The sequence below is a fragment of the Streptomyces sp. NPDC059957 genome (assembly GCF_042730015.1).
GTDB lineage: Bacteria > Actinomycetota > Actinomycetes > Streptomycetales > Streptomycetaceae > Streptomyces.
This window is the reverse complement of the sequence record NZ_JBHWMB010000012.1, coordinates 37,841-58,561: the sequence shown is the minus strand read 5'-3', so window position 1 is coordinate 58,561 and position 20,721 is coordinate 37,841. Positions and strand designations below refer to the sequence as shown.

Genomic DNA, 20,721 nt, shown 5'->3' with positions numbered 1-20,721 from the left:
CCGTGGCCGAATGCACGCCTTAACCGGCGGAAATCAGCGCTCCGAGGCGGCGAGCTGGCCGCACGCGCCGTCGATCTCCTGGCCACGGGTGTCGCGGACGGTCACCGGTACGCCGTGGCGGGCGATGGCGTCCACGAAGGCCTTCTCGTCCTCGGGCCGCGAGGCGGTCCACTTCGAGCCCGGCGTCGGGTTCAGCGGGATCAGGTTGACGTGCACGCGCTTGCCCTTGAGCAGCCTGCCGAGCAGGTCGCCGCGCCAGGCCTGGTCGTTGATGTCGCGGATCAGGGCGTACTCGATGGAGATCCGGCGGCCGGACTTCTCCGCGTACTCCCAGGCCGCGCCGAGCACCTCGCGGACGTTCCAGCGGGTGTTCACGGGGACCAGGGTGTCGCGCAGCTCGTCGTCCGGGGCGTGCAGGGAGACGGCCAGGCGGCACTTGAAGCCCTCGTCGGCGAAGCGGTGCATCGCCGGGACCAGGCCCACGGTGGAGACGGTGATCCCGCGCTGGGACAGGCCCAGGCCGTCGGGCTCCGGGTCGGTGAGGCGGCGGATGGCGCCGACGACGCGGTTGTAGTTGGCGAGCGGCTCGCCCATGCCCATGAAGACGATGTTCGACAGCCGGGCGGGCCCGCCGGGGACCTCGCCGTCGCGCAGGGCGCGCATGCCGTCGACGATCTGGTGGACGATCTCGGCGGTCGACAGGTTGCGGTCGAGGCCGGCCTGGCCGGTGGCGCAGAACGGGCAGTTCATGCCGCAGCCGGCCTGCGAGGAGATGCACATGGTGACCCGGTCCGGGTAGCGCATCAGCACGGACTCGACGAGCGTGCCGTCGTGCAGCTTCCACAGGGTCTTGCGGGTGGTGTCGTCATCGCACGAGATGTGGCGCAGGACGTTCATCAGGTCCGGCAGCAGCTCCTGCTGGAGCTTCTCGCGGGAGCCGGCGGGGATGTCGGTCCACTCGGCCGGATCGTGCGCGTACCGGGCGAAGTAGTGCTGGGAGAGCTGCTTGGCCCGGAAGGGCTTCTCACCGATCGCGGCGACCGCCTCCCGGCGCTCCTCGGGGGTGAGGTCGGCGAGGTGCCGGGGCGGCTTCTTCGCTCCACGAGGGGCGACGAAAGTGAGCTCTCCCGGGACTGGGCGGGCCATGGCAGGTACTCCTTGTAAGACGAAAGGCGCGCCGCAGAAGCAGCGCGCCTTCCAAGAGTAACCGCCCCGCCTGCACGGGCGCCTTTTCGCAGGTCAGCCGGTGCCGACGAACGCCGCGAGCAGCAGCCAGACCACGGGGGCCGTGGGAAGCAGGGAGTCCAGCCGGTCCATGATGCCGCCGTGGCCCGGCAGCAGGGTGCCCATGTCCTTGATCCCGAGATCCCGCTTGATCATGGATTCCCCGAGGTCACCGAGGGTGGCGCTGACCGCGACGGCCAGGCCGAGCACCAGGCCCTGCCACCAGATGCCCCCGTCGATCAGGAACTCCATGCACAGCGCGCCGGCCCCCATCGCGAAGGCCACCGCTCCGAAGAGCCCCTCGCGGGTCTTTCCGGGGCTGATGCGCGGGGCGAGCTTGGTCTTGCCGAAGCGCCAGCCGACCGCGTAGGCCCCGGTGTCGCTGACCACGGTCAGGACCAGGAAGGTGACGACCCGCTGCGGCCCGTCTTCGGCGGTGAGCAGCATGGCGACGAACGTGGCCAGGAAGGGCACGTAGAACGCCGCGAAGACTCCGGCGGTGACGTCCTTCAGGTAGTCCTCGGGCGGCTCGGTCATCCGCCAGACCAGGACCGCGAGGGCGGTCAGCGCCATCGCCACCCAGGCGCCCTCGGCCCCGCGGACGTATCCGGCGATGACCATGGCCGCGCCGCCGATGGCGAGCGGGACCAGCGGGGCCTTGATGCCCTTCTTCTCCTGGAGCCGGGAGGTGAGCTCCCACAGACCGACGACGACCGCCACGACGACGACGCCGACGAAGACCGCCTTGACGATGAACAGCGAGGCGAAGATCACCGCGCCGAGACCGAGTCCGACCCCTATGGCGGCACGCAGGTCCCGCCCGGCGCGCTTCTTCTGAGGCGGGGGCGAGGCGTCCTGCGGTGCCGGCGAAGGCGGGGTCGGCGGGGGGCTGGGCATGGGCTCCTGCGGCGGCGTATCGGCGCGGAAGAGGGGGCCGCCGTCAGCGGCGGCCCCCCGATCGCGTGCTTCCCGGTCGTCGAAGTCACGGCCGGCGGCATCGGGCACGATGGGCATGGGCCGAGTGTGCGGGCCCACCAGCGCATCGTAGGCGGGACCCGCCGGAACCGGCTCCGGCTGCCAGGAAGTGTCGTTCATCAGACTTCGAGGAGCTCGGCTTCCTTGTGCTTCAGGAGCTCGTCCACCTGCGCGACGTACTTCGCGGTGGTGTCGTCGAGCTCCTTCTCGGCGCGGCGCACCTCGTCCTCGCCGGCTTCCTTGTCCTTGACGAGCTTGTCGAGGGCGTCCTTCGCCTTGCGGCGAATGGCGCGGATCGACACCTTGGAGTCCTCGGCCTTGGTGCGCGCGACCTTGATGTACTCCTTGCGGCGGTCCTGCGTCAGCTCGGGGAAGGTCACCCGGATGATGCTGCCGTCGTTGCTGGGGTTGACGCCCAGGTCGGAGTCGCGGATGGCCGTCTCGATGTTGCGCAGGGCGCTCTTGTCGAACGGGGTCACGATCGCCATGCGCGGCTCGGGGACCGAGAAGGAGGCGAGCTGGTTGATGGGCGTGATGGCGCCGTAGTACTCCGCCACGATCTTGTTGAACATCGCCGGGTGCGCACGACCGGTGCGAATCGCGGCGAAGTCTTCCTTGGCGACGACGACGGCCTTTTCCATCTTCTCCTCGGCCTCGAGGAGGATCTCTTCGGTCACCACGTGCTCCTGCATGTCAGAAATGGATGGTTCAGGCGGACGGGGGGCCTGCTCAGGCCCGGGTGCCCTGGTCGCTCACGAGCGTGCCGATCTTCTCACCCTTGACGGCTCGCGCGATATTGCCCTCGGCGAGCAGCTCGAAGACGAGGATCGGCAGCTTGTTGTCGCGGCACAGAGTGATGGCGGTGGCATCGGCGACCTTGAGGTCGCGCGACAGCACCTCGCTGTACTCCAGCGCGTCGAACTTCACGGCGTCCGGGTTCTTCTTCGGGTCGGAGTCGTAGACCCCGTCGACGCCGTTCTTGCCCATGAGCAGGGCTTCCGCGTCGATCTCCAGGGCGCGCTGGGCGGCCGTGGTGTCGGTGGAGAAGTAGGGCATGCCCATGCCGGCGCCGAAGATGACCACGCGGCCCTTCTCCAGGTGGCGCACGGCGCGCAGCGGGATGTACGGCTCGGCGACCTGGCCCATGGTGATGGCCGTCTGGACGCGGGAGTCGATGCCTTCCTTCTCCAGGAAGTCCTGGAGGGCGAGGCAGTTCATGACCGTGCCGAGCATGCCCATGTAGTCGGACCGGGCCCGGTCCATGCCGCGCTGCTGGAGTTCGGCTCCGCGGAAGAAGTTGCCACCGCCGATCACGATCGCGATCTCCGCGCCGTCGCGGACCACCGCGGCGATCTCGCGGGCGATGGCGTGGACTACGTCGGGGTCGACGCCCAGTCCTCCGCCACCGGAGAAGGCCTCGCCCGACAGCTTCAGCATGAAGCGGCGGCCCTTCTTGTCCTGGTCGCTCTTGTCGTCGGAAGCGGTGTGGGTGTCCACGCCCTGATTCATGGAGATCTCCTCGTGCACATACGAAGAAGGCCATTGCCGGTGGGTCCTCGCGGTTCCCTCTACGGCAATGGCCTCCTCGTCAGATCTGCGGTCGCCCTGCGCGAACGCGGGCGACTGCTTCAGACCCTACCGGGGTCCGGTGTCCGTCGCGTACGGACGGACTCAGATGCCGACCTTGATGCGCGAGAAGCGCACCAGGGTGACACCGGCCTCGTCCAGAACCTTCTGGACGGACTTCTTGGCGTCCAGGGCGTACGCCTGGCCAAGCAGCGTGTTGTCGCGGAAGAAGCCGTTGACACGACCCTCGACGATCTTCGGCAGCGCGGCCTCCGGCTTGCCCTCGGCGCGGGTGACCTCTTCGGCCACACGACGCTCGGACTCGACGACCTCGGCCGGAACGTCCTCGGCGGAGAGCCACTTCGGCGCGAACGCGGCGATGTGCTGCGCGACGCCGCGGGCGACCTCGGCGTTCTCCTTGTCGAGCTCGACCAGGACGCCGATCTGGAACGGCAGGTCGGGCATCGTGCGGTGCATGTACGCCGAGACGTAACCGCCGGTGAACTGCGCGAAGCGGTCCAGGACGATCTTCTCGCCGAGGTTGGCGTTGGCCTCGTCGACGAACGCCTGCACGGTCTTGCCGGGGGCGATCTCGGACGCGAGCAGCGCCTCGATGTCGGCCGGCGAGGTCGCGGCGATGTGGTTGGCCAGCTCGTTGGTGACCGCAAGGAACTTGTCGCCCTTGGCGACGAAGTCCGTCTCGCACTTCAGCTCGACGAGGACACCGGAGGTGTTGTCGTCGGAGATGACGGAGACGACGGCACCGTTCTCGGCAGAACGGCCTTCGCGCTTGGCGACGCCCTTCTGACCCTTGATACGGAGTGCCTCGACGGCCTTGTCGACGTCACCGTCGGCCTCGACCAGCGCGTTCTTGCAGTCCAGCATGCCGACGCCGGTGAGCTCGCGGAGCTTCTTGACGTCAGCGGCGGTGTAGTTCGCCATGAGTCTGTGATTCTCTCTCGAAGTCGTAGATCTACGGGTGAACGGCGGAGGAGGCGCGCTTTTGGCGCGGCTCCCCCGCCGTCATCGTCCGTTCTGTGAGTGCCCGGCGCATGAACGCCGGGCGCTCTCAGTGGGTCAGGCCTGCTCGGCGTCGGCGGCCGGAGCCTCGACGACGGCCTCGGCGACAACCTCGGCCTCGGCGGCCGGAGCAGCCTCGGCCTCGACGGCGGGGGCGTCGACAACAGCCTCGGCGGCCGGGGCGGCCTCGGCGTCGTCGGCCTTCTTCTCACCCTCGAGCAGGTCGCGCTCCCACTCGGCGAGCGGCTCGGCAGCGGCCTTCTCGCCCGGCTTCGAGTCGCCAGTGGCGGCACCGGAACGGGCGATGAGGCCCTCGGCGACGGCGTCGGCGATCACGCGGGTGAGCAGGGTGACGGAGCGGATCGCGTCGTCGTTGCCCGGGATCTTGTAGTCGACCTCGTCGGGGTCGCAGTTGGTGTCGAGGATCGCGACGACCGGGATGTGGAGCTTGCGCGCCTCACCGACGGCGATGTGCTCCTTCTTGGTGTCGACGATCCAGACGGCGCTGGGGACCTTCGACATCTCGCGGATACCACCGAGGGTCTTCTCCAGCTTGATCTTCTCGCGAGAGAGGACCAGGAGCTCCTTCTTGGTGAGACCCGAGGCGGCGACGTCCTCGAAGTCGATCGCCTCAAGCTCCTTCAGACGCTGAAGGCGCTTGTAGACGGTGGAGAAGTTGGTGAGCATGCCACCCAGCCACCGCTGGTTGACGTAGGGCATACCAACGCGCGTCGCCTGCTCGGCGATGGCCTCCTGGGCCTGCTTCTTGGTACCGACGAACATGATGGAACCGCCGTGGGCGACGGTCTCCTTCACGAACTCGTAGGCGCGGTCGATGTACGACAGCGACTGCAGCAGGTCGATGATGTAGATGCCGTTGCGCTCCGTGAAGATGAAGCGCTTCATCTTCGGGTTCCAACGGCGGGTCTGGTGACCGAAGTGGACGCCGCTTTCCAGCAGCTCCCGCATCGTTACGACGGCCATGGCCATCTCCTTGTTTTCTCGGTTTGGTTCCTGACGTCCCTGTCGCGCCCTGCCCCCGTTGAGGGGACCGAGAGACGCTGTCACCTGGCCCTGAGGAGCCGGTGCTGGGGCGTGCGAAGTCGACCCGGTGACCCGGATCGCCACAAGAAGTGTACGGGACCCGGTGGTATGCCGGATGACGCGGTTGTCCACAGGGCGCCGACCGTCCACAGGCCCGGGCGGGGCCGGCTCCGGAAACGGAACCATGCCCCCATGACGAAGCTGCTGCTCACCCTGCTCCTGGCCCTGGGCCTCGCCCTGCCCCCGCCTCCGCCCCCGCCTCCGCCTCCGCCTCCGACGACACCGGAGCCGCGGCGCGCTCCGAGCGCCGCGGGGGCCCCGGGCGGACGCCCGCTCCCGTCTCCCCTGACGGTGGTCCGCTGGTGGGACCCGCCGCCGACCCCGTACGCGGCGGGCCACCGCGGAGTGGACCTGGCGGCCCCGGTGGGTGCGGAACTCCGCGCGGTCGGTCCGGGGCGGGTCCACTACGCCGGCCCGGTCGCGGGCCGCGGGGTCCTCTCGCTGACGCTCCCGAACGGCCTGCGCACGACGTACGAACCGGTCCGCCCCCTGGTGGCACAGGGCGCCGAGGTCACGACGGGCCAGGTGGTGGCCCTCCTCACGGACGGCCCCCACTGCTCCCGCCCCTGCCTCCACTGGGGCCTCCTCCACGCGAAGACCTACCTCAACCCCCTGACCCTCCTCCCCCACCCGACCCCCCGCCTACTACCCCTGAGCGGGGAAGGGGTCTCACCCGGGATTCGAGACCCGGGGTCCGGGCTCTCCAGCCGCCCGGCGCTCGAGGACCGGGTTCCGCAGCGGAGCCCCAGGAGCACTCCAGCCCGTCCGGCGCTAGAGGACAGGGGTCCGGGGCGGAGCCCCAAGAGCACTCCAGCCCGTCCGGCGCTTGAGGACCGGGTCAGGGCAGAGCCCTGGGAACGGAGGAAGGGCGGGTAGGGGACTCCGCCCCGCAGGGCCGACCACCGAACCGGCACGCCACGACATCGAACCGGGGCCCAGGAGCAGGGCCGGAACAGAGCCAGGGCGGGGCCGGGAACGGGGCCGGGTCAGCCTCCGACGCCCCGCAGGGCCATGGCCACCGCCGCGTCCGTGACGACGACGGGGTCTTCCCCGGCGCCCGCCTCGATCCGCCGGACGGCGGCGTCCACCACGCCTTGGAGCAGCATCGCGGCCAGCCTCGGCTCCGCCTGCCCCAGCGCGGCCAACGCCTCCACGATCATCGCGATCAGCGAACCGTGCGCCGCCCGGATCTTCTCGCGCGCCCCGGCGTCCAGCTCGCTCGCCGAGATCGCCACCACCGCCCGGTGCCGCTTGTCTCCCACCAGCCCCAGCTGGCAGCGCACATACGCCTCGATCTTCGCCTCCGGCGCCTCCGCCTCGGACATCGCCGCCTCGATCTCGGCCGCCCACACGGGGAAGTCCACCGCGCACAGCTCTTCGACTACGGCCGCGCGGGACCGGAAGTACTCGTACACGGAGGACCGGGCGAGGCCGGTCCGCTCGGCGAGGGCGGGGAAGGTCAGCGCCTCCGTCCCCCCTTCGGACAGCAGGGAACGCGCGGCGTCCAACAGGGCCCCGCGCTGCATCGACCGGTGCTCGGCCACGGAGGCCGCTCGAATCCTGGGCACGCGTCCACTCTACGGACGTACCGCAAGGCCGTCGCACGCTCTCGGCCGCAGCCCCAGCGCCCCGGGACCCCGGTTCAGCGCCCGACGTCCGCCAGCTTCGCCCGCAACTGCAGGACCGACTTGGTGTGGATCTGGCTGACGCGGCTCTCGGTGACCCCGAGGACGTTGCCGATCTCGGCGAGCGTGAGGCCCTCGTAGTAGTAGAGGGTCACCACCGTCTTCTCCCGCTCGGGCAGCGTGTTGATGGCCCGCGCCAGCAGCCGCCGCAGCTCCCGGTCCTCCGCGACCTCCACCGGGTTGTCCGCGGCGGTGTCCTCCAGGGTGTCCATCAGGGAGAGGCGGTCACCTTCCCCGCCCACGTGCAGCAGCTCTTCCAGGGCGACCACGTTGGCCAGCGACAACTGGCTGAAAACGGCGTGCAGATCCTCCACGCCGATGCCCATCTCCCCGGCGACCTCGTGCTCGGTCGGGGAGCGCCGCAGCTGGGCCTCCAGCGTGGCGTAGGCCCGTTCCACGGCGCGCGCCTTCTGCCGCACCGAGCGGGGGATCCAGTCCAGCGCCCGCAGCTCGTCGATCATCGCGCCGCGAATGCGGGTGATCGCGTACGTCTCGAACTTGATGGACCGTTCGATGTCGAACTTCTCGATGGCGTCGATCAGTCCGAAGACTCCGGAGGAGACGAAGTCGGCCTGTTCCACATTGGGCGGCAGACCGACGCTGACGCGGCCCGCCACGTACTTCACCAGGGGCGAGTAGTGCAGGATCAGCTGCTCCCGCAGCCGCTCGTCACCCGAGTCCTTGTACGAGCGCCACAGCACCTCCAGCGACGAGGGCGCGGTGGACCGCTCGCTGCCGCGCGCAGCGGGGGGCACCGCAGCGCGGTCGGACCCTGAGGTGTGCTGGGGCATGCTTCGCCTTTGCCGGAGCCGGATTCCTTGGGAGCGTAGCGTGACGGAAGTGTCGCGGTGCGCGAAGAGTACGGGATCGCGCGGGCCCGCAAGGGCGCCCCGACTCGCGCGGGCGACCCGGGACCGGCGCCTGGCGCACGGTCCCGGCGGGTGCCACCGGGAAGACCGCGTCTCTCATCGGCTTCACTCTTTCACCGGAACGCCCCAGGTCAACGACCGCCTCGCCGGGCAGCTCCGCTTTATGCGCCTCCTCTCGGCCGCTTCGGGGCCAACTGCCAGCCGTCGCCCTGCCGTTCGACGAACCCCAGAGAGTGAAGTTCGTACAGTCTGCCGATGACTTCATCGGTGCCGGTGCCCGCCGCGAGGGCCAGCTCCCCCAGGTCCGCGAGGCGCCCCGCCGGGAGGGCTTCGAGTACCCGGACCGCTTCGGGACCCAGCAGGTCCCGGGCGATCACGGGGCCCCGCCGCTCGGGGGCCAGCTCTCCCATCCCTCCGACCAGCTCGACGACCTCCGCCGCGTCCGTGACCAGCGAGGCCTCGCCGCGCAGCAGTTCGTGCACGCCGGCCGAGAGCCCGCTGGTGGCCGGGCCCGGGATGCCCATGGTGATCCTCCCCAGCGCCTGGGCCCGCCGGGCGGTGACCAGGGACCCGCTGCGGTGGGCCGCCTCCACGACGACCGTGCCCCGGGTCAGGGCGGCGATGACGCGGTTGCGCAGGACGAACCGGCTCGGCGTGGGATGGCTGCCGGGCGGCAGCTCGCCGAGGAGCAGCCCCTGGGCGGCGATCCGGCCGAGCAGTCCGGCGTGCCCGCGCGGGTAGGGCACGTCCACCCCGCAGGCCAGCACGGCGGCCGTCGCTCCGCCGGCGGCGAGGGCACCGCGGTGGGCGGCGCCGTCGATCCCGTAGGCGGCGCCCGAGACCACCACCCATCCGCGCTCGGCGAGTTCACCGGCCAGGCTCTGGGCCATGTGTGCCCCGTACGGGGTGCACGCGCGGGCCCCGACCACCGCCACGGACCGCAGGGCCCAGGTCCGCAGGCTCGGACTGCCCCGCACCCACAGCCCGACGGGCCGGGCGTCACCGAGGTCGTCCAGTTGACTCGGCCACTCCGCCGACCCGGGGCAGACGAACCGGCTCCCGGTCTCGGCGGCGACCTCCAGGTCCCGCCGGGGATCGGCCGACGCGGCCCGGCGGCGGTATCCGGCGAGCCGCTCGGCGCCGACCCCGGTCAGCACCCCGGGGTCCGGCGCGGGCCCGGTCAGCAGCCGTATCAGCCCGACGGCCCCGTACGCCCGCAGCCAGCGCCCGCCGTGTTCCTCCCCGGGCTCCAGGACCCGGGTGAGCGCGGCCCGCGCAAGCACCTCTCCCGCGGGCTCCGCCTCAGCCTCCGGGCCGGGTGCCGGGCCGGGTCCCGGGGCCGGCGTCGCGGCGGTCATGAGGCGGCGTCCAGGTGCGCGGCGGCTCCGCGGGCGATGCCGGTGCGCAGTTCGAGGGCGACCGCCACGTCCAGGGCGTCGGGGCGGTCCCGGCTCCTCAGGTCGGCCACCGTCCAGGCGACCCGGAGCACCCGGTCGAGCCCCCGCGCGGTCAGCAGGCCGCGCTCCAGGTCCCGCTCGGCCTGGGCCAGTGCGCCCGGGGCGGCCGGCCAGCGGGTCCGCAGCTCGTGGCCCGGGACTTCCGCGTTGAGCCGCCAGGGCGTGCCCTCGAGCCGGGCCGCCGCCCGGTCACGGGCCTCCCGGACCCGTGCGGCCACCGCCGCCGTGGCCTCGCCGCGGCCCCCGCGCCCCAGCAGATCGGAGCGGGTGACCGGCTCGACCTCCACGCGCAGGTCCACCCGGTCCAGCAGCGGCCCCGACAGCCGGGCCTGGTAGCGGCGGATCACCGAGGCCGGGCAGTCGCAGCCGGTCCCGTGCAGGGTGTGCCGCCCGCAGGGACAGGGGTTGGCGGCCAGCACCATCAGGAACCGGGCCGGCAGGCGTACCACCCCGGCGGCCCGGGCGATGACCACGTGTCCCGCTTCGAGGGGCTGCCTCAGGGCGTCCAGGGCCTTGGTGCTGAACTCCGCAGCTTCGTCCAGGAACAGCACCCCCCTGTGGGCCAGGGACACCGCTCCGGGCCTGGCCACACCGGCTCCGCCCCCGACGAGGGACTGCATGGTCGCCGAGTGGTGCGGGGCGCAGTACGGGGGCCGGGCGACGAGCGGTTCGCCCGGGGGCAGGATTCCCGCGACCGAGTGGACGGCCGTGACCTCCAGGGAGTCCTGTCGGGTGAGCGGGGGCATGATCCAGGGGATCCGCTCGGCCATCATCGTCTTGCCCGCGCCCGGCGGTCCGCTCAGGAAGAGGTGGTGGCCCCCGGCGGCCGCCACCTCCAGGGCCCGGCGTGCCGCGTGCTGTCCGGCGACGTCGGCGAGGTCGGGGAAGTCCCGCCCGTCGCCGTCGCGGGCCACCCCCGTGCCGAGTCCGGCGCCGGGGACGACCAGCCCGGCGAGCATCGGGTCCGGGCGCCCGGACGGATCCGGGGGATCCTCCTCGGGGACCTCCCCCTCGGTGAGCACCGCGATCAGCTGCCGCAGGCTGCGTACCCCGAGGACCGAGACGTCCGGGACGAGCACGGCCTCGGCCGCGCACTGCTGCGGGACCACGACCTGCCGGTATCCGGCCTCCGCGGCGGCGAGCACGGCCGGCAGGATCCCGCGGACGGGACGCACCCGGCCGTCCAGCCCCAGCTCCCCGATGAGGACGAGATCGGCGATCACCTTGGGGTCGATCACCTCGGCGGCGCCCAGCACGGCGGCCGCCACGGCGAGGTCGAAGCCGGCGCCGCCCTTCGGGACGGACGCCGGGCTGAGGCCGACGGTGAGCTTCTTCTGCGGCCAGGCGGCGCCCGAGTTCACCACGGCCGCCCGGACCCTGTCCCGGCTCTCGACCAGGGTCTTGTCGGGGAGCCCCACCAGGGAGAAGGTGGCGACCCCGGGCTCCAGGTCGGCCTGGACCTCCACCACCACGCCGTCGACGCCCACGAGGGCGACCGAGCAGGCCCGCGCGAACCCCATCAGGCCGCCCCCCTGACGTGTTCCACCACGGGTCCGCCGCGCCGCGGCAGGAGGACTCCGACGAGGTCGATGCGCACCCCGCCCGGGGGTGGTCCCCCGTGGTCGGCCAGCCAGCGCCCGGCGAGCCTGCGCAAGCGCTCGGCCTTGGCGGGCCGCAGCGCGGCCATGGGATGTTCGAACTCCCCCGCCCGCCGGGTCTTGACCTCGCACACGACGAGGGCGTCCCCGTCCCGGGCGACGATGTCGATCTCCCCGCCGCGACACCGCCAGTTCCGCGCGATCACGGTCATCCCGGCCTCGGTGAGCCGCCGTGTCGCGAGGTCCTCGCCGTACCGCCCCAATGCCTGCTGTGCCACGCCCTTCGCGTTCATCCGGCACCACCTCCGCCGCCGACGATCCCGCGTCCCCGCCCACCTGGTGGATCTTGGTGGACAACCGGGGCGATGTGGACAACCGCGTCACCCCGGCGAGGGAAACCGCGAGAGAAGCGGCGAGGGGATCAGCTGCCCGGAAGTTCGAGATCGCTCTTGTTGAGCTCCTCGATGTTCACGTCCTTGAAGGTCAGCACCCGCACCTGCTTCACGAACCGAGCCGGTCTGTACATGTCCCAGACCCACGCGTCGGCCATCGAGACCTCGAAAAAGACCTCCCCCTGCACCGAGTGCACCTGCATCTCGTAGTCGTTGGTGAGGTAGAAACGGCGTTCGGTCTCGATCACATACTTGAACAGCCCGACGACGTCGCGGTACTCGCGATAGAGCTTCAGCTCCATCTCGGTCTCGTACTTCTCGAGGTCCTCGGCACTCATGGCATGTTCCCCTTCAGCCGTGCGTCCCCCTATTGTGCGCCAGGCCCGTGCGCCCCTAAACGATTTCCGGGGCCAGGTTCACGGGCGCACCCGGGGGACCGTCGTCGAGCAGCGTGCGGAGCAGCTCTGCGAGTCTGGTCGGGTACACCGTCTCATGGGCCGCAAGAAGTTCCTCGGAGGTCCACCACCTGGTGCCCGAGACGCTGCGGCGCTCCAGCTCGGTGAGGCCTCCCAGCGCGGTCGCCGTCTGGGTCGTACGGGCCAGGAAGTACCACTCGTCCTGCTCCCAGCGGCGCCCGTCGAAAGGGAACGAGCAGTAGCGGTGCCACAGCACCGGACCCAGCTCCACGTCGGTGATCCCGGTCTCCTCCGCGAGCTCGCGCAGAGCGGCCTGTTCCCGGGTCTCGGCCCCTTCCAGACCGCCGCCCGGGGTGAACCACCAGTCGTCCGCCGGGTCTCCCGGCTCGAAGCCGTGCATCAGCAGGATCCGGTCATCGGGGTCCAGCAGGATCACCCGCGCCACCTTCCGCGGCCCTGCCGGCCCTGCCTGCCCTCCCGCCCCGGAGCCGGCCCCCGGCCCCGCCGAGGCGTCAGCGGACATCGGCCCGCTCCTGCCTCCGCCCGCGCCCGAGAACCCGTGCGAGCGGCCCGTACGCGGCTCCGAGCACCACCATGGCGGCTCCGACCACCACCGCGGTCACCTGGAGCAGCAGCGGCCCCGGTGCCGAGGTCCCACCGGGCAGGGCGGCGTAGGCCCCGGGACGCTCCAGCATCGCCATGTCGGGCCACGCGAGGGCGTCGACGCGGCCCGTCACCGCCGAGCGGGCGACCGTCCCCTGTCCGGCCTCCGTCAGGTGGGCCCGGGAGTCCAGCGAGGCTCCGCGCCGGTCGCCGAGCAGGAAGAGGTTGCCCTCCGGCACCGTCACCTCGAACGGCGTCCGGGAGGCGGCGGACCCGCCCGGAGCACCCTCCACGTCGAGCGTGTCCACCTCGATGTACGGCTCGTCCAGCACCTTGCCGTTGACCGTGAGCCGGCCGCCGTCACCACAGCACTTGACCGTGTCCCCGCCGATGCCGACGACCCGCTTGACCATCGGCGAATCGCTCCACTGCTCGTCCTTGAAGATCACCACGTCCCCGCGGCGCACGTCGCCGCCGGCGATGCGCTGCGCCAGCACCCGGTCCCCGGGCTTCACGGTGGGCATCATCGAGTCGGTCGGCACCGTGTACGGCTGGTACACGATGGCTCCCCACACGAACCCGCCCAGGAAGAGCACAAAGCCGATGGCCACGGCGACTCCCGACAGCATGCTGCCGAGAGCACCGCGGCCATCGCCGTCACCTGCTCGTATTGCTCGTGTTCCGCCCATTGCAAGCGCCCCCACACTCGGAGATCGTCGACCTGGGCGGCACCCTACCTGTCGGTACGCCCCGCGGTCAGCCTCCGCCTGCGCCACAGCACGACCGGCACCGCGCCGGCGAACCCGAGCGCGGCGGGGCCGAGCCCGACCGGCGCCAGCCCGGCGGCGTCCAGACCGAGCGCGGTGGCCTTGGTCTGCGTGCCGATGCCCGGCTGGTCGTAGGTGTCCGGAACCGGCAGGGTGGACCAGCGGGTGATCGGCCAGGCGACCACCACGGCGCGTCCGACGACATCGCTGACGGGCACGAAGCCCTGGGTGGGGTCCTGCTGGTGGTAGCGGGAGTCCTGCGAGTTCTGCCGGTGGTCGCCCATCACCCAGATCTTGCCCTTGGGCACGGTGAGCGGACCGAAGGGGAAGTCGTCGCACGGGGTGTTGCCGGGGAAGATGTACGGCTCGTCGAGCTCCTTGCCGTTGACGATGACCGGTCCCCCCTTCTTGCACTCGACCGTGTCACCGCCGATGGCGATCGTCCGCTTGATCAGGTCCTTCTCCTCGGCGGACGGCATGAGGCCGATCCAGCTGAGGGCCTTCTGCGCGATGTTGGGTTCCGGGGTGGGCTCCCCGCTCAGCCAGTTCGACGGGTCGTGGAAGACCACGACCTCGCCGCGCTCGGGCTCCGATCCGAACCACGGCGTCAGCTTGTCCACGAGCACCCGGTCGCCGCGCTGCAGGGTGTTCTGCATCGAGTCGGAGGGGATCGAGAACGCCTGTACCAGGAAGGTCTTGATCAGCAGGGCGAGCAGCAGGGCGATGCCGACCAGGAGCGGAAGCTCCTTCCAGAACGAACGGTGCGGGCGTGCCGCGGCGCCGTCGTTCGCGTCGCCGTCGTTCTCGACGGCATCGGGCCGGGAGGAGTCTTTCGGCTCCTCGCCGCCCTCGTCGCGTCCGGACCGTGCACCAACCGCCACGTCCCCCACATCCACTCCTCGTTCGGAAATCGACGCCCGGCCCTGATGAGCCACGGGCCCTCCCCTCCCCTAACGAGCGGGAGTTCCCGAAGGCGCGGGAGACCAAGGACACACTATGCGAACGAGGAGCCGCCCCGGCGCCTACGGGGCGCGCGGCGGCCGCCGCGCGCCTGGTCGGGAACCATGCGGAAGGTGGCGGGCTGTTCCAGCCGGTGCCAATGCCCGAAGGGCCAGGCGATCACCACGGCTTCGCCGACCACGTCCTGCACGTCGATCGTGCCGTGGAAGGCCTCGTCGAGGTGGTAGCGGGAGTCGGCGGAGTTCGCCCGGTGGTCGCCCATGACGAAGATCCGCCCGGCGGGCACCTGCACCTCGAAGCGGATCTCCGAGGGCACGTTGCCCGGGTTCACGTACGGCTCGTCGAGCGGCGATCCGTTGACGCTGACCCGGCCCCGGGCGTCGCAGCACTTCACGCTGTCCCCGCCGACGGCGATGACGCGCTTGATCAGGTCCTGTTCGTTCGCCGAGGGCAGCAGGCCGATGAAGGTGAGGGTCTGCTTGATCTGCTTGATCCCCACCGGATCCTCGGTGGGCTGGACGCTCTCGCCGCCCAGCCAGCCTCCCGGGTCCTTGAACACGACCACGTCTCCCCGCTCGACCTCGGAGCCGAACCACGGGGTGAGCTTGTCGACCAGGACCCGGTCGCCGATCCGGATCGTCTGCTCCATGGAGCCCGACGGGATGAAGAAGGCCTGCACGAGGAAGGTCTTGAGGATCAGGGCGATGCACAGCGCGACCACCACGAGCAGCGGCAGCTCCCCCGCCCGGCGGGTACGCCGTCTGCGCCGGACCCGGCGGGCGAGGCGACGCCGTTCGGCCCGGCCGCCGGGCTCCGGGGGCGCGGCCGGCGCGTCCTGCTCCGGCTCCGGGTCGCGGGCGGCGGCGTCCCGGTCGTCGTCTTCGTACGGGTATCCGTCGCCGCGCGGGCGCCCGCGGCTACCCACGGCCACCGCCCGCGGAACCCGTCTCCCCCCAGCGCGACAGCGGCCAGCCGATCCAGTCGGCCCGCCCGATCACCTTCTCCACCGGCACCATCCCCCCGCCCGGCTCCCCCAGGTGGTCCCGGGAGTCCCGGGACTGGGAACGATGGTCACCCATGACCCACAGGGTCCCAAGGGGTACGACGACGCGGAACGGCACCCTCGATCCCGAGTCGCCGGGGAAGAGGTACGGCTCGTCCAGCGGCACCCCGTTGACCTTGATCCGGCCGTTCTCGTCGCACACCACGTCGTCACCGCCGACGCCCACGACCCGCTTCACGAAATCGGAGTCCGCGGGCTCGGCCAGTCCGAGCGCCGAGGCCGCCCCGCGCAGGGCGTCGCCGACCGGATTGCCGTCCGGGGCCTCCCGTACGAAGGAGCCCGTGCCGTCGAAGACCACGACGTCCCCGCGCTCCGGAGCGCCGCCGAAACGGTACGCCAGCTTGTTGACCAGCACCCGGTCCCCGACGGCGAGCGTGGGCTCCATCGAGCGGCTCGGGATCAGGAAGGGCTGGAGCACGAAATTGCTGAACAGCAGCAGGAAGACGGTGCAGGCCACGCCGAGCAGCCCGGCGCGCCGCCAGGTCAGCCAGCCGGCCGTGCCGGGGTCGCCGGCTTCAGAACCGGCGTCGGTGTCGCTGTCGGCTCCGGCACCGGCACCGGCACCGGAGCCGGAGCCCGAGGCGGGCCCCGCTCCGGAAAACACGAAACGCGACCTCCCCTCCCCCTCGTCGGGGGAAGAGTGGCCGCGCTGCGTGTGAGGTGCTTCGGTGTCCATCGGGGGCGAGCCTATCCGGCCTTCCCCTGAACTCCGGGAGCAGATCAGCGGTCGCGCTTCTCCTTGATCTTCGCGGCCTTGCCGCGGAGCTCACGGAGGAAGTACAGCTTGGCGCGACGCACGTCACCGCGGGTGACGAGCTCGATCTTCTCGAAGATCGGGGAGTGGACCGGGAAGGTACGCTCCACGCCGACGCTGAAGGAGACCTTGCGGACCGTGAAGGTCTCGGAGACGCCCGAGCCCTGGCGGCGGATGACGACACCCTTGAACTGCTGGATACGGGAGCGGTTGCCCTCGATCACGCGGACGTGAACGTTGACGGTGTCACCCGGGCGGAAGGCCGGGAGGTCCGAGCGCAGGGTGGCGGCGTTGACGCCATCGAGCAGGTGAGACATGTGATTCGTCTGCTTTCTTCGCATGACGCCACAGGTCGCCGATGCGGGGTTTCCGGAGAGAATTCGGGAGCTGTGGGACCCGGCGGACGACGGTCCCCCTGTGGCAGGGGCGTCCGCGAGCACACAGCAGCCGCCTATTCTTCCACGGTCGGGGGCCTGCGCCAAAATCGGCCGTCGCCGGACGGCTTCCAGCCGAGGATGCTCAGCAGCTCGCGGTCCTTCTTGTCGAAGGCGGAGGCCTCGCAGCGCTCGATCAGGTCCGGGCGGTTGGCCGCCGTACGGCGGAAGGCCTCGTCGCGGCGCCACCGGGCGATCTTGCCGTGGTGGCCGCTGACCAGCACGTCCGGGATCCCGTGGCCGCGCCACTCGGGGGGCTTGGTGTAGACGGGCCCCTCCAGCAGGTTGGCCATGTCCCCGGGTGCGAAGGAGTCGTCGCGGTGCGATTCGGCGTTGCCGAGCACCCCGGGCAGCAGCCGGGCAACAGCCTCGGTGACCACCAGGACGGCCGCCTCGCCGCCGGCCAGGACGTAGTCGCCGATGGACACCTCGTAGACCGTCAGGCGCGTGGCGTACTCGTCCATGACCCGGCGGTCGATGCCCTCGTACCGGGCCGGGGTGAAGATCAGCCAGGGGCGTTCGGAGAGCTCGACGGCCAGTTCCTGGGTGAACGGCCGGCCGCTGGGTGTGGGGACGACGATGACGGGCCCGTGCGCGCCGGCCTCGTAGCCGTCGGCCAGCGCCGCGTCCAGGGCCTCGCCCCAGGGCTCGGTCTTCATGACCATGCCGGGACCGCCGCCGTACGGGGTGTCGTCCACCGTGTTGTGCCGGTCGTACGTCCAGTCCCGCAGGTCGTGGACGTGTACGTCCAGCTGGCCGCGCGCCCGGGCCTTGCCGACCAGGGAGACGTTGAGCGGCTCCAGGTACTCGGGGAAGATCGTGACGACGTCGAGACGCATCAGGCGTCTTCCCCGCTCACGCCCTTGGCCGAGTCCCCGGCCGGCTCCTCGTCCGCGTCCCCGTCCTCGTCCGACTCCCCGTCCGCGTCCCCGTCCTCGTCCGACTCCCCGTCCGATTCCTCGTCGCGGGTGGAGACGACGATCGCCTCGCGCTCGTCGATGAGACCGGGCGGCGGGGTGATGACGCAGCGCTGCTCGTCGAGGTCGATCTCGGCGACGATCTCCTCGACGAAGGGGATCATCACCTCGGTGCCGTCCGGCCGCTCGACGATGAACAGGTCCTGCGAGGGCAGGTGCGAGATCTCGGTGATCCGGCCGATCGCGGTGCCGTCCTCGAGGACCACGTCGAGGTCCATCAGCTGGTGGTCGTAGTACTCGTCGTCCTCGGCCGGCAGCTCCGACGGGTCCACGTCGGCGATGAGCAGGATGTTGCGCAGCGCCTCGGCGCCGGTGCGGTCCTTGACCCCGGCGAAGCGCAGCATGAGCCTCCCGCTGTGCACCCGGCCCGTCTCGACCGTCAGCGGTCCCGCCGACGCCGGGTCGGTCCGGAGCACGGCACCGGGCCCGAGCCGCAGCTCGGGCTCGTCGGTCCGCACCTCGACGGTGACCTCACCCTTGATCCCGTGGGCGCGGCCGATCCGCGCGACTACCAGCTCCACTGCATTTTCTCCTGTTCAGACGACGACGGGCCGGGGCGGGCACGTATGCCCTCCCCGGCCCGTGCCGGTGATTCAACTGCTCAGCGGACCTGGTCCACGTCGACGAGGTCGACGCGGATCCCCCGGCCGCCGATGGCGCCCACGACGGTACGCAGTGCACGTGCGGTGCGGCCGTTGCGGCCGATCACCTTGCCGAGGTCGTCGGGGTGGACCCGGACCTCCAGCACCTGCCCGCGGCGCAGGTTGCGCGAGGCGACCTGCACTTCGTCGGGGTTGTCCACGATGCCCTTCACGAGGTGCTCAAGAGCCTCCTCGAGCATGCTCAGGCCTCGGTCGACTCGGCGGTCTCGGCCTCAGCCTCGTCCGCCTTCTTGTCGGCCTTCTTCGCCTTCTGGGTGATGGCTTCGCCCTTGCCCTCGCCGATGCCCTCGAGGGCCTTGGCGAACTCGTCGAAGGAGCGACGCTTGTTCTCCTTCGTCGCCGGCTGCAGCAGCGGCGCGGGGGCCGGAAGGCCCTTGTGCGCCTGCCAGTCACCGGTGAGCTTCAGGATGGCGAGCACAGCCTCGGTGGGCTGGGCGCCAACGGACAGCCAGTACTGCGCACGCTCGGCGTTGACCTCGATGCGCGACGGGTTGTACGTCGGGTGGTAGATACCGATCTCTTCGATCGCGCGACCGTCCCGACGGGTACGGGCGTCGGCGACGACGATGCGGTAGTGCGGCTGGCGAATCTTGCCGAGGCGCTTGAGCTTGATCTTGACTGCCACTGGAGTGGTGTCTCCTGAACTTGACGTGGTTGGGCACATGAGATGCCACGTGGGGTTGCGGTACTCGGGTGCCCGATGGACGCGTCAGCCGGAGGAGAGAGGGGTCCTATGCGACTGTCGAGTACAGCTGTCCATTGTGCCACACGCCCGCGGCGCGCTCGGCCGGGAGGTCGCGAAGCTCACCCGCCGGGTCAGGAGGCCACCGCGATGGCCACTTCCGGGATGCGGAAGGGCTTCATACAGCCTCCGCACACGATCGGGGCCTGAGCCAGCACGGACGGGACCACGCGCACGTTGCGCCCGCAGTCGCAGACCGCCTTGACGCGTACGCCGCCGCCGGAGGACCCGTGCCGGGCGGCCGGACCGCGGAAGCTGCGCTTGGTGTCGGCGGCCGTGGCGACCGTGTGGGCCTTCAGCGCGCGCTGGAGGCGCTCCATGGTGGGGCGGTAGCGCTTCTTCGCCTCGGGATTGAGCGAGACCAGGGAGAAGCCGCTGCTCGCGTGCGGCTCGTCGGTGTGGTCCAGCCCCATCTCCTCGGCGATCGCGAGGAACCTGCGGTTGTGGTAGCGGCCGGCGCGCGAAGTGTCACGCACTCCGCGGGTTGCGGCGATGCCGTGGACTGCCTCGTGCAGCAGTCGCTCGAAGGAGAGTTCGGCGCCGCAGGCGGACGAGGACTCTCCGATCAGGGACTCGGGCGCGGCAAGGTCAGGCAGCTCGGGGTGGTACCGCTGAATATCGGCCCACGCCTGCGCCAGCTCTGCGGCGAGAACAGGTGGTGTCGTGCTCACGTCGTGACAACGAGCCGGGGTGCCCCGGTGTTCCGATTCCGGGCCATTCCAAATTTTTTGCACGTACCAGTCAGTTCAGTCTCATGCGTCCCGACGAGGACGGGTGCGCATATCTCAGGAGGAGTCGGTACGTAGTGACGACTACACCCCGGCGCGCGGCGGGTGCCGCACGCCGGGGCGTGAGAGCCGTCAGCCGGACCGGCTAGTACGAGCGCGCGACGATCGCGAGGTTACCGGGGGCGTCGTCCGCCTGCGGCACCGACCCGTCCTCGGCGATCAGGCAGCGTACGGACACGGCCTGCTCGGCGAGTTTCGCCTCGCCCTCGGGGCCGAGGTCGGCCCACGGGATCCGCGCCCAGCCACCGGCGATGGCGGCCTCGGCGGCCTCCTCGATGGTCGAGACGTCGGAGGTGCGGGAGATGCGGCGCTCGCGGGACTCGCGCAGCAGCTGCTCCTGGTCCTCCTCCAGCACCTTGGGCAGCAGGGCGGCGAGGTCGGAGATCTGCACGGCCTCCTTGCCGCCCGGGATCCGGCGGGCCAGCATCGCGGTGCCGGCCTCCAGGTCGCGGGGGCCGATCTCGACGCGGACCGGTACGCCCTTGAGCTCCCAGTCCACGGCGCGGCGGCCGAAGGGGGTGTCGACGCGGTCGTCGACGAACACCCGCAGGCCCGCGGCCTTGGGGTGGGGGGAAGGAGGGAGGGCATTCGCCCCGGCCCCGTCACCCCCTCTCCCCCCGCCGCCACCCCGGACGTGCGCGAAGCGCGGCGGGAAACGCAAGCCG

General features: G+C 71.2%; 25 protein-coding genes. 1 reads left to right on the top strand and 24 read right to left on the bottom strand.

Going from position 1 to position 20,721, the window contains the following annotated elements; all coding sequences use genetic code 11:
* Positions 1-33: 33 nt before the first annotated feature.
* The 6 genes from rlmN to rpsB all read right to left on the bottom strand — a co-directional run bounded on the left by rlmN (position 34) and on the right by rpsB (position 5,769).
* A complete protein-coding gene (gene rlmN, locus ACFWBW_RS10850; protein ID WP_385370433.1) occupies positions 34-1,146 on the bottom strand; it encodes a 23S rRNA (adenine(2503)-C(2))-methyltransferase RlmN in 1,113 nt (370 codons plus the stop codon).
* A 93-nt stretch (positions 1,147-1,239) separates the two neighbouring features.
* On the bottom strand, positions 1,240-2,319 hold the full coding sequence (locus ACFWBW_RS10845) for a phosphatidate cytidylyltransferase (protein WP_385370431.1): 1,080 nt from the start codon (positions 2,317-2,319) through the stop codon (positions 1,240-1,242).
* On the bottom strand, positions 2,319-2,876 hold the full coding sequence (gene frr, locus ACFWBW_RS10840; RefSeq protein WP_112453867.1) for a ribosome recycling factor: 558 nt from the start codon (positions 2,874-2,876) through the stop codon (positions 2,319-2,321). The genes ACFWBW_RS10845 and frr overlap by 1 nt, the downstream gene beginning before the upstream one ends.
* Positions 2,877-2,928: 52 nt before the next feature.
* Positions 2,929-3,708, bottom strand: a complete 780-nt coding sequence (pyrH, locus tag ACFWBW_RS10835; RefSeq protein WP_243337648.1) for a UMP kinase — start codon at positions 3,706-3,708, stop codon at positions 2,929-2,931.
* Positions 3,709-3,870: 162 nt separating this feature from the next.
* Positions 3,871-4,707, bottom strand: a complete 837-nt coding sequence (gene tsf / locus ACFWBW_RS10830) for a translation elongation factor Ts (RefSeq protein WP_266881358.1) — start codon at positions 4,705-4,707, stop codon at positions 3,871-3,873.
* Positions 4,708-4,842: 135 nt separating this feature from the next.
* Positions 4,843-5,769 carry a 30S ribosomal protein S2 gene (gene rpsB / locus ACFWBW_RS10825; RefSeq protein WP_385370429.1) on the bottom strand — a complete coding sequence of 309 codons (927 nt, stop codon included), beginning with the start codon at positions 5,767-5,769 and terminating at the stop codon, positions 4,843-4,845.
* Positions 5,770-6,021: 252 nt separating this feature from the next.
* Between rpsB and ACFWBW_RS10820 the strand changes: the two genes are divergently transcribed.
* Positions 6,022-6,765 carry a M23 family metallopeptidase gene (locus ACFWBW_RS10820; RefSeq protein ID WP_385370427.1) on the top strand — a complete coding sequence of 248 codons (744 nt, stop codon included), beginning with the start codon at positions 6,022-6,024 and terminating at the stop codon, positions 6,763-6,765.
* A 110-nt stretch (positions 6,766-6,875) separates the two neighbouring features.
* Here the strand turns inward: ACFWBW_RS10820 and ACFWBW_RS10815 are convergent, their stop codons facing one another.
* From ACFWBW_RS10815 to ACFWBW_RS10730, 18 genes are all read right to left on the bottom strand, one after another.
* The gene (locus ACFWBW_RS10815) at positions 6,876-7,433 is read right to left on the bottom strand and encodes a TetR/AcrR family transcriptional regulator (protein ID WP_385370543.1); all 558 of its coding nucleotides are present in this window, start codon (positions 7,431-7,433) and stop codon (positions 6,876-6,878) included.
* 98 nt (positions 7,434-7,531) lie between these two features.
* Positions 7,532-8,365, bottom strand: a complete 834-nt coding sequence (gene whiG, locus ACFWBW_RS10810) for an RNA polymerase sigma factor WhiG (RefSeq protein WP_385370425.1) — start codon at positions 8,363-8,365, stop codon at positions 7,532-7,534.
* A gap of 239 nt (positions 8,366-8,604) precedes the next feature.
* Positions 8,605-9,801 (bottom strand): DNA-processing protein DprA, encoded by a 1,197-nt coding sequence (gene dprA, locus ACFWBW_RS10805; protein ID WP_385370423.1) that lies wholly within the window; start codon positions 9,799-9,801, stop codon positions 8,605-8,607.
* The gene (locus tag ACFWBW_RS10800; RefSeq protein ID WP_385370421.1) at positions 9,798-11,420 is read right to left on the bottom strand and encodes a YifB family Mg chelatase-like AAA ATPase; all 1,623 of its coding nucleotides are present in this window, start codon (positions 11,418-11,420) and stop codon (positions 9,798-9,800) included. Before ACFWBW_RS10800 ends, dprA begins: the two co-directional genes overlap by 4 nt.
* A complete protein-coding gene (locus tag ACFWBW_RS10795) occupies positions 11,420-11,791 on the bottom strand; it encodes a YraN family protein (protein WP_243337661.1) in 372 nt (123 codons plus the stop codon). Before ACFWBW_RS10795 ends, ACFWBW_RS10800 begins: the two co-directional genes overlap by 1 nt.
* A gap of 128 nt (positions 11,792-11,919) precedes the next feature.
* Complete coding sequence (locus tag ACFWBW_RS10790) at positions 11,920-12,228, bottom strand: DUF2469 domain-containing protein (RefSeq protein WP_005311352.1); 309 nt, start codon at positions 12,226-12,228, stop codon at positions 11,920-11,922.
* Positions 12,229-12,283: 55 nt separating this feature from the next.
* Positions 12,284-12,829, bottom strand: a complete 546-nt coding sequence (locus tag ACFWBW_RS10785; protein WP_385370419.1) for an NUDIX hydrolase — start codon at positions 12,827-12,829, stop codon at positions 12,284-12,286.
* Positions 12,819-13,538 carry a signal peptidase I gene (gene lepB, locus ACFWBW_RS10780; protein ID WP_385370417.1) on the bottom strand — a complete coding sequence of 240 codons (720 nt, stop codon included), beginning with the start codon at positions 13,536-13,538 and terminating at the stop codon, positions 12,819-12,821. Before lepB (ACFWBW_RS10780) ends, ACFWBW_RS10785 begins: the two co-directional genes overlap by 11 nt.
* 104 nt (positions 13,539-13,642) lie before the next feature.
* Positions 13,643-14,557 (bottom strand): signal peptidase I, encoded by a 915-nt coding sequence (gene lepB, locus ACFWBW_RS10775; RefSeq protein WP_385370415.1) that lies wholly within the window; start codon positions 14,555-14,557, stop codon positions 13,643-13,645.
* A gap of 113 nt (positions 14,558-14,670) precedes the next feature.
* A complete protein-coding gene (gene lepB / locus ACFWBW_RS10770) occupies positions 14,671-15,561 on the bottom strand; it encodes a signal peptidase I (RefSeq protein ID WP_385370413.1) in 891 nt (296 codons plus the stop codon).
* Complete coding sequence (gene lepB, locus ACFWBW_RS10765) at positions 15,554-16,375, bottom strand: signal peptidase I (RefSeq protein ID WP_385370411.1); 822 nt, start codon at positions 16,373-16,375, stop codon at positions 15,554-15,556. The genes lepB (ACFWBW_RS10770) and lepB (ACFWBW_RS10765) overlap by 8 nt, the downstream gene beginning before the upstream one ends.
* Before the next feature lie 44 nt (positions 16,376-16,419).
* Positions 16,420-16,770, bottom strand: a complete 351-nt coding sequence (rplS, locus tag ACFWBW_RS10760) for a 50S ribosomal protein L19 (RefSeq protein ID WP_243337670.1) — start codon at positions 16,768-16,770, stop codon at positions 16,420-16,422.
* Between the two features lie 134 nt (positions 16,771-16,904).
* On the bottom strand, positions 16,905-17,726 hold the full coding sequence (gene trmD, locus ACFWBW_RS10755) for a tRNA (guanosine(37)-N1)-methyltransferase TrmD (protein WP_385370409.1): 822 nt from the start codon (positions 17,724-17,726) through the stop codon (positions 16,905-16,907).
* The gene (gene rimM / locus ACFWBW_RS10750; RefSeq protein WP_385370407.1) at positions 17,726-18,385 is read right to left on the bottom strand and encodes a ribosome maturation factor RimM; all 660 of its coding nucleotides are present in this window, start codon (positions 18,383-18,385) and stop codon (positions 17,726-17,728) included. Before rimM ends, trmD begins: the two co-directional genes overlap by 1 nt.
* 80 nt (positions 18,386-18,465) lie before the next feature.
* Entirely contained in the window at positions 18,466-18,705 is a 240-nt protein-coding gene (locus ACFWBW_RS10745) for an RNA-binding protein (protein ID WP_030011889.1), read from the bottom strand.
* 2 nt (positions 18,706-18,707) lie between these two features.
* Positions 18,708-19,151 carry a 30S ribosomal protein S16 gene (gene rpsP / locus ACFWBW_RS10740; RefSeq protein WP_243337676.1) on the bottom strand — a complete coding sequence of 148 codons (444 nt, stop codon included), beginning with the start codon at positions 19,149-19,151 and terminating at the stop codon, positions 18,708-18,710.
* A gap of 191 nt (positions 19,152-19,342) precedes the next feature.
* Complete coding sequence (locus tag ACFWBW_RS10735; RefSeq protein ID WP_385370405.1) at positions 19,343-19,939, bottom strand: hypothetical protein; 597 nt, start codon at positions 19,937-19,939, stop codon at positions 19,343-19,345.
* A 202-nt stretch (positions 19,940-20,141) separates the two neighbouring features.
* Positions 20,142-20,721 (bottom strand): His/Gly/Thr/Pro-type tRNA ligase C-terminal domain-containing protein (locus ACFWBW_RS10730; protein WP_385370403.1); only part of this gene is annotated, 580 nt, incomplete at its 5' end.

What these genes read in the sequence shown, in the direction of transcription:
- rlmN (WP_385370433.1), bottom strand. Translation starts at nt 1,146, where the DNA reads ATGGCCCGCCCAGTCCCGGGAGAGCTCACTTTCGTCGCCCCTCGTGGA.
- ACFWBW_RS10845 (WP_385370431.1), bottom strand. Translation starts at nt 2,319, where the DNA reads ATGAACGACACTTCCTGGCAGCCGGAGCCGGTTCCGGCGGGTCCCGCC.
- pyrH (WP_243337648.1), bottom strand. Translation starts at nt 3,708, where the DNA reads ATGAATCAGGGCGTGGACACCCACACCGCTTCCGACGACAAGAGCGAC.
- tsf (WP_266881358.1), bottom strand. Translation starts at nt 4,707, where the DNA reads ATGGCGAACTACACCGCCGCTGACGTCAAGAAGCTCCGCGAGCTCACC.
- rpsB (WP_385370429.1), bottom strand. Translation starts at nt 5,769, where the DNA reads ATGGCCGTCGTAACGATGCGGGAGCTGCTGGAAAGCGGCGTCCACTTC.
- ACFWBW_RS10820 (WP_385370427.1), top strand. Translation starts at nt 6,022, where the DNA reads ATGACGAAGCTGCTGCTCACCCTGCTCCTGGCCCTGGGCCTCGCCCTG.
- whiG (WP_385370425.1), bottom strand. Translation starts at nt 8,365, where the DNA reads ATGCCCCAGCACACCTCAGGGTCCGACCGCGCTGCGGTGCCCCCCGCT.
- dprA (WP_385370423.1), bottom strand. Translation starts at nt 9,801, where the DNA reads ATGACCGCCGCGACGCCGGCCCCGGGACCCGGCCCGGCACCCGGCCCG.
- ACFWBW_RS10800 (WP_385370421.1), bottom strand. Translation starts at nt 11,420, where the DNA reads ATGGGGTTCGCGCGGGCCTGCTCGGTCGCCCTCGTGGGCGTCGACGGC.
- ACFWBW_RS10795 (WP_243337661.1), bottom strand. Translation starts at nt 11,791, where the DNA reads ATGAACGCGAAGGGCGTGGCACAGCAGGCATTGGGGCGGTACGGCGAG.
- ACFWBW_RS10790 (WP_005311352.1), bottom strand. Translation starts at nt 12,228, where the DNA reads ATGAGTGCCGAGGACCTCGAGAAGTACGAGACCGAGATGGAGCTGAAG.
- ACFWBW_RS10785 (WP_385370419.1), bottom strand. Translation starts at nt 12,829, where the DNA reads ATGTCCGCTGACGCCTCGGCGGGGCCGGGGGCCGGCTCCGGGGCGGGA.
- lepB (WP_385370417.1), bottom strand. Translation starts at nt 13,538, where the DNA reads ATGCTGTCGGGAGTCGCCGTGGCCATCGGCTTTGTGCTCTTCCTGGGC.
- lepB (WP_385370411.1), bottom strand. Translation starts at nt 16,375, where the DNA reads ATGGACACCGAAGCACCTCACACGCAGCGCGGCCACTCTTCCCCCGAC.
- rplS (WP_243337670.1), bottom strand. Translation starts at nt 16,770, where the DNA reads ATGTCTCACCTGCTCGATGGCGTCAACGCCGCCACCCTGCGCTCGGAC.
- trmD (WP_385370409.1), bottom strand. Translation starts at nt 17,726, where the DNA reads ATGCGTCTCGACGTCGTCACGATCTTCCCCGAGTACCTGGAGCCGCTC.
- ACFWBW_RS10745 (WP_030011889.1), bottom strand. Translation starts at nt 18,705, where the DNA reads ATGCTCGAGGAGGCTCTTGAGCACCTCGTGAAGGGCATCGTGGACAAC.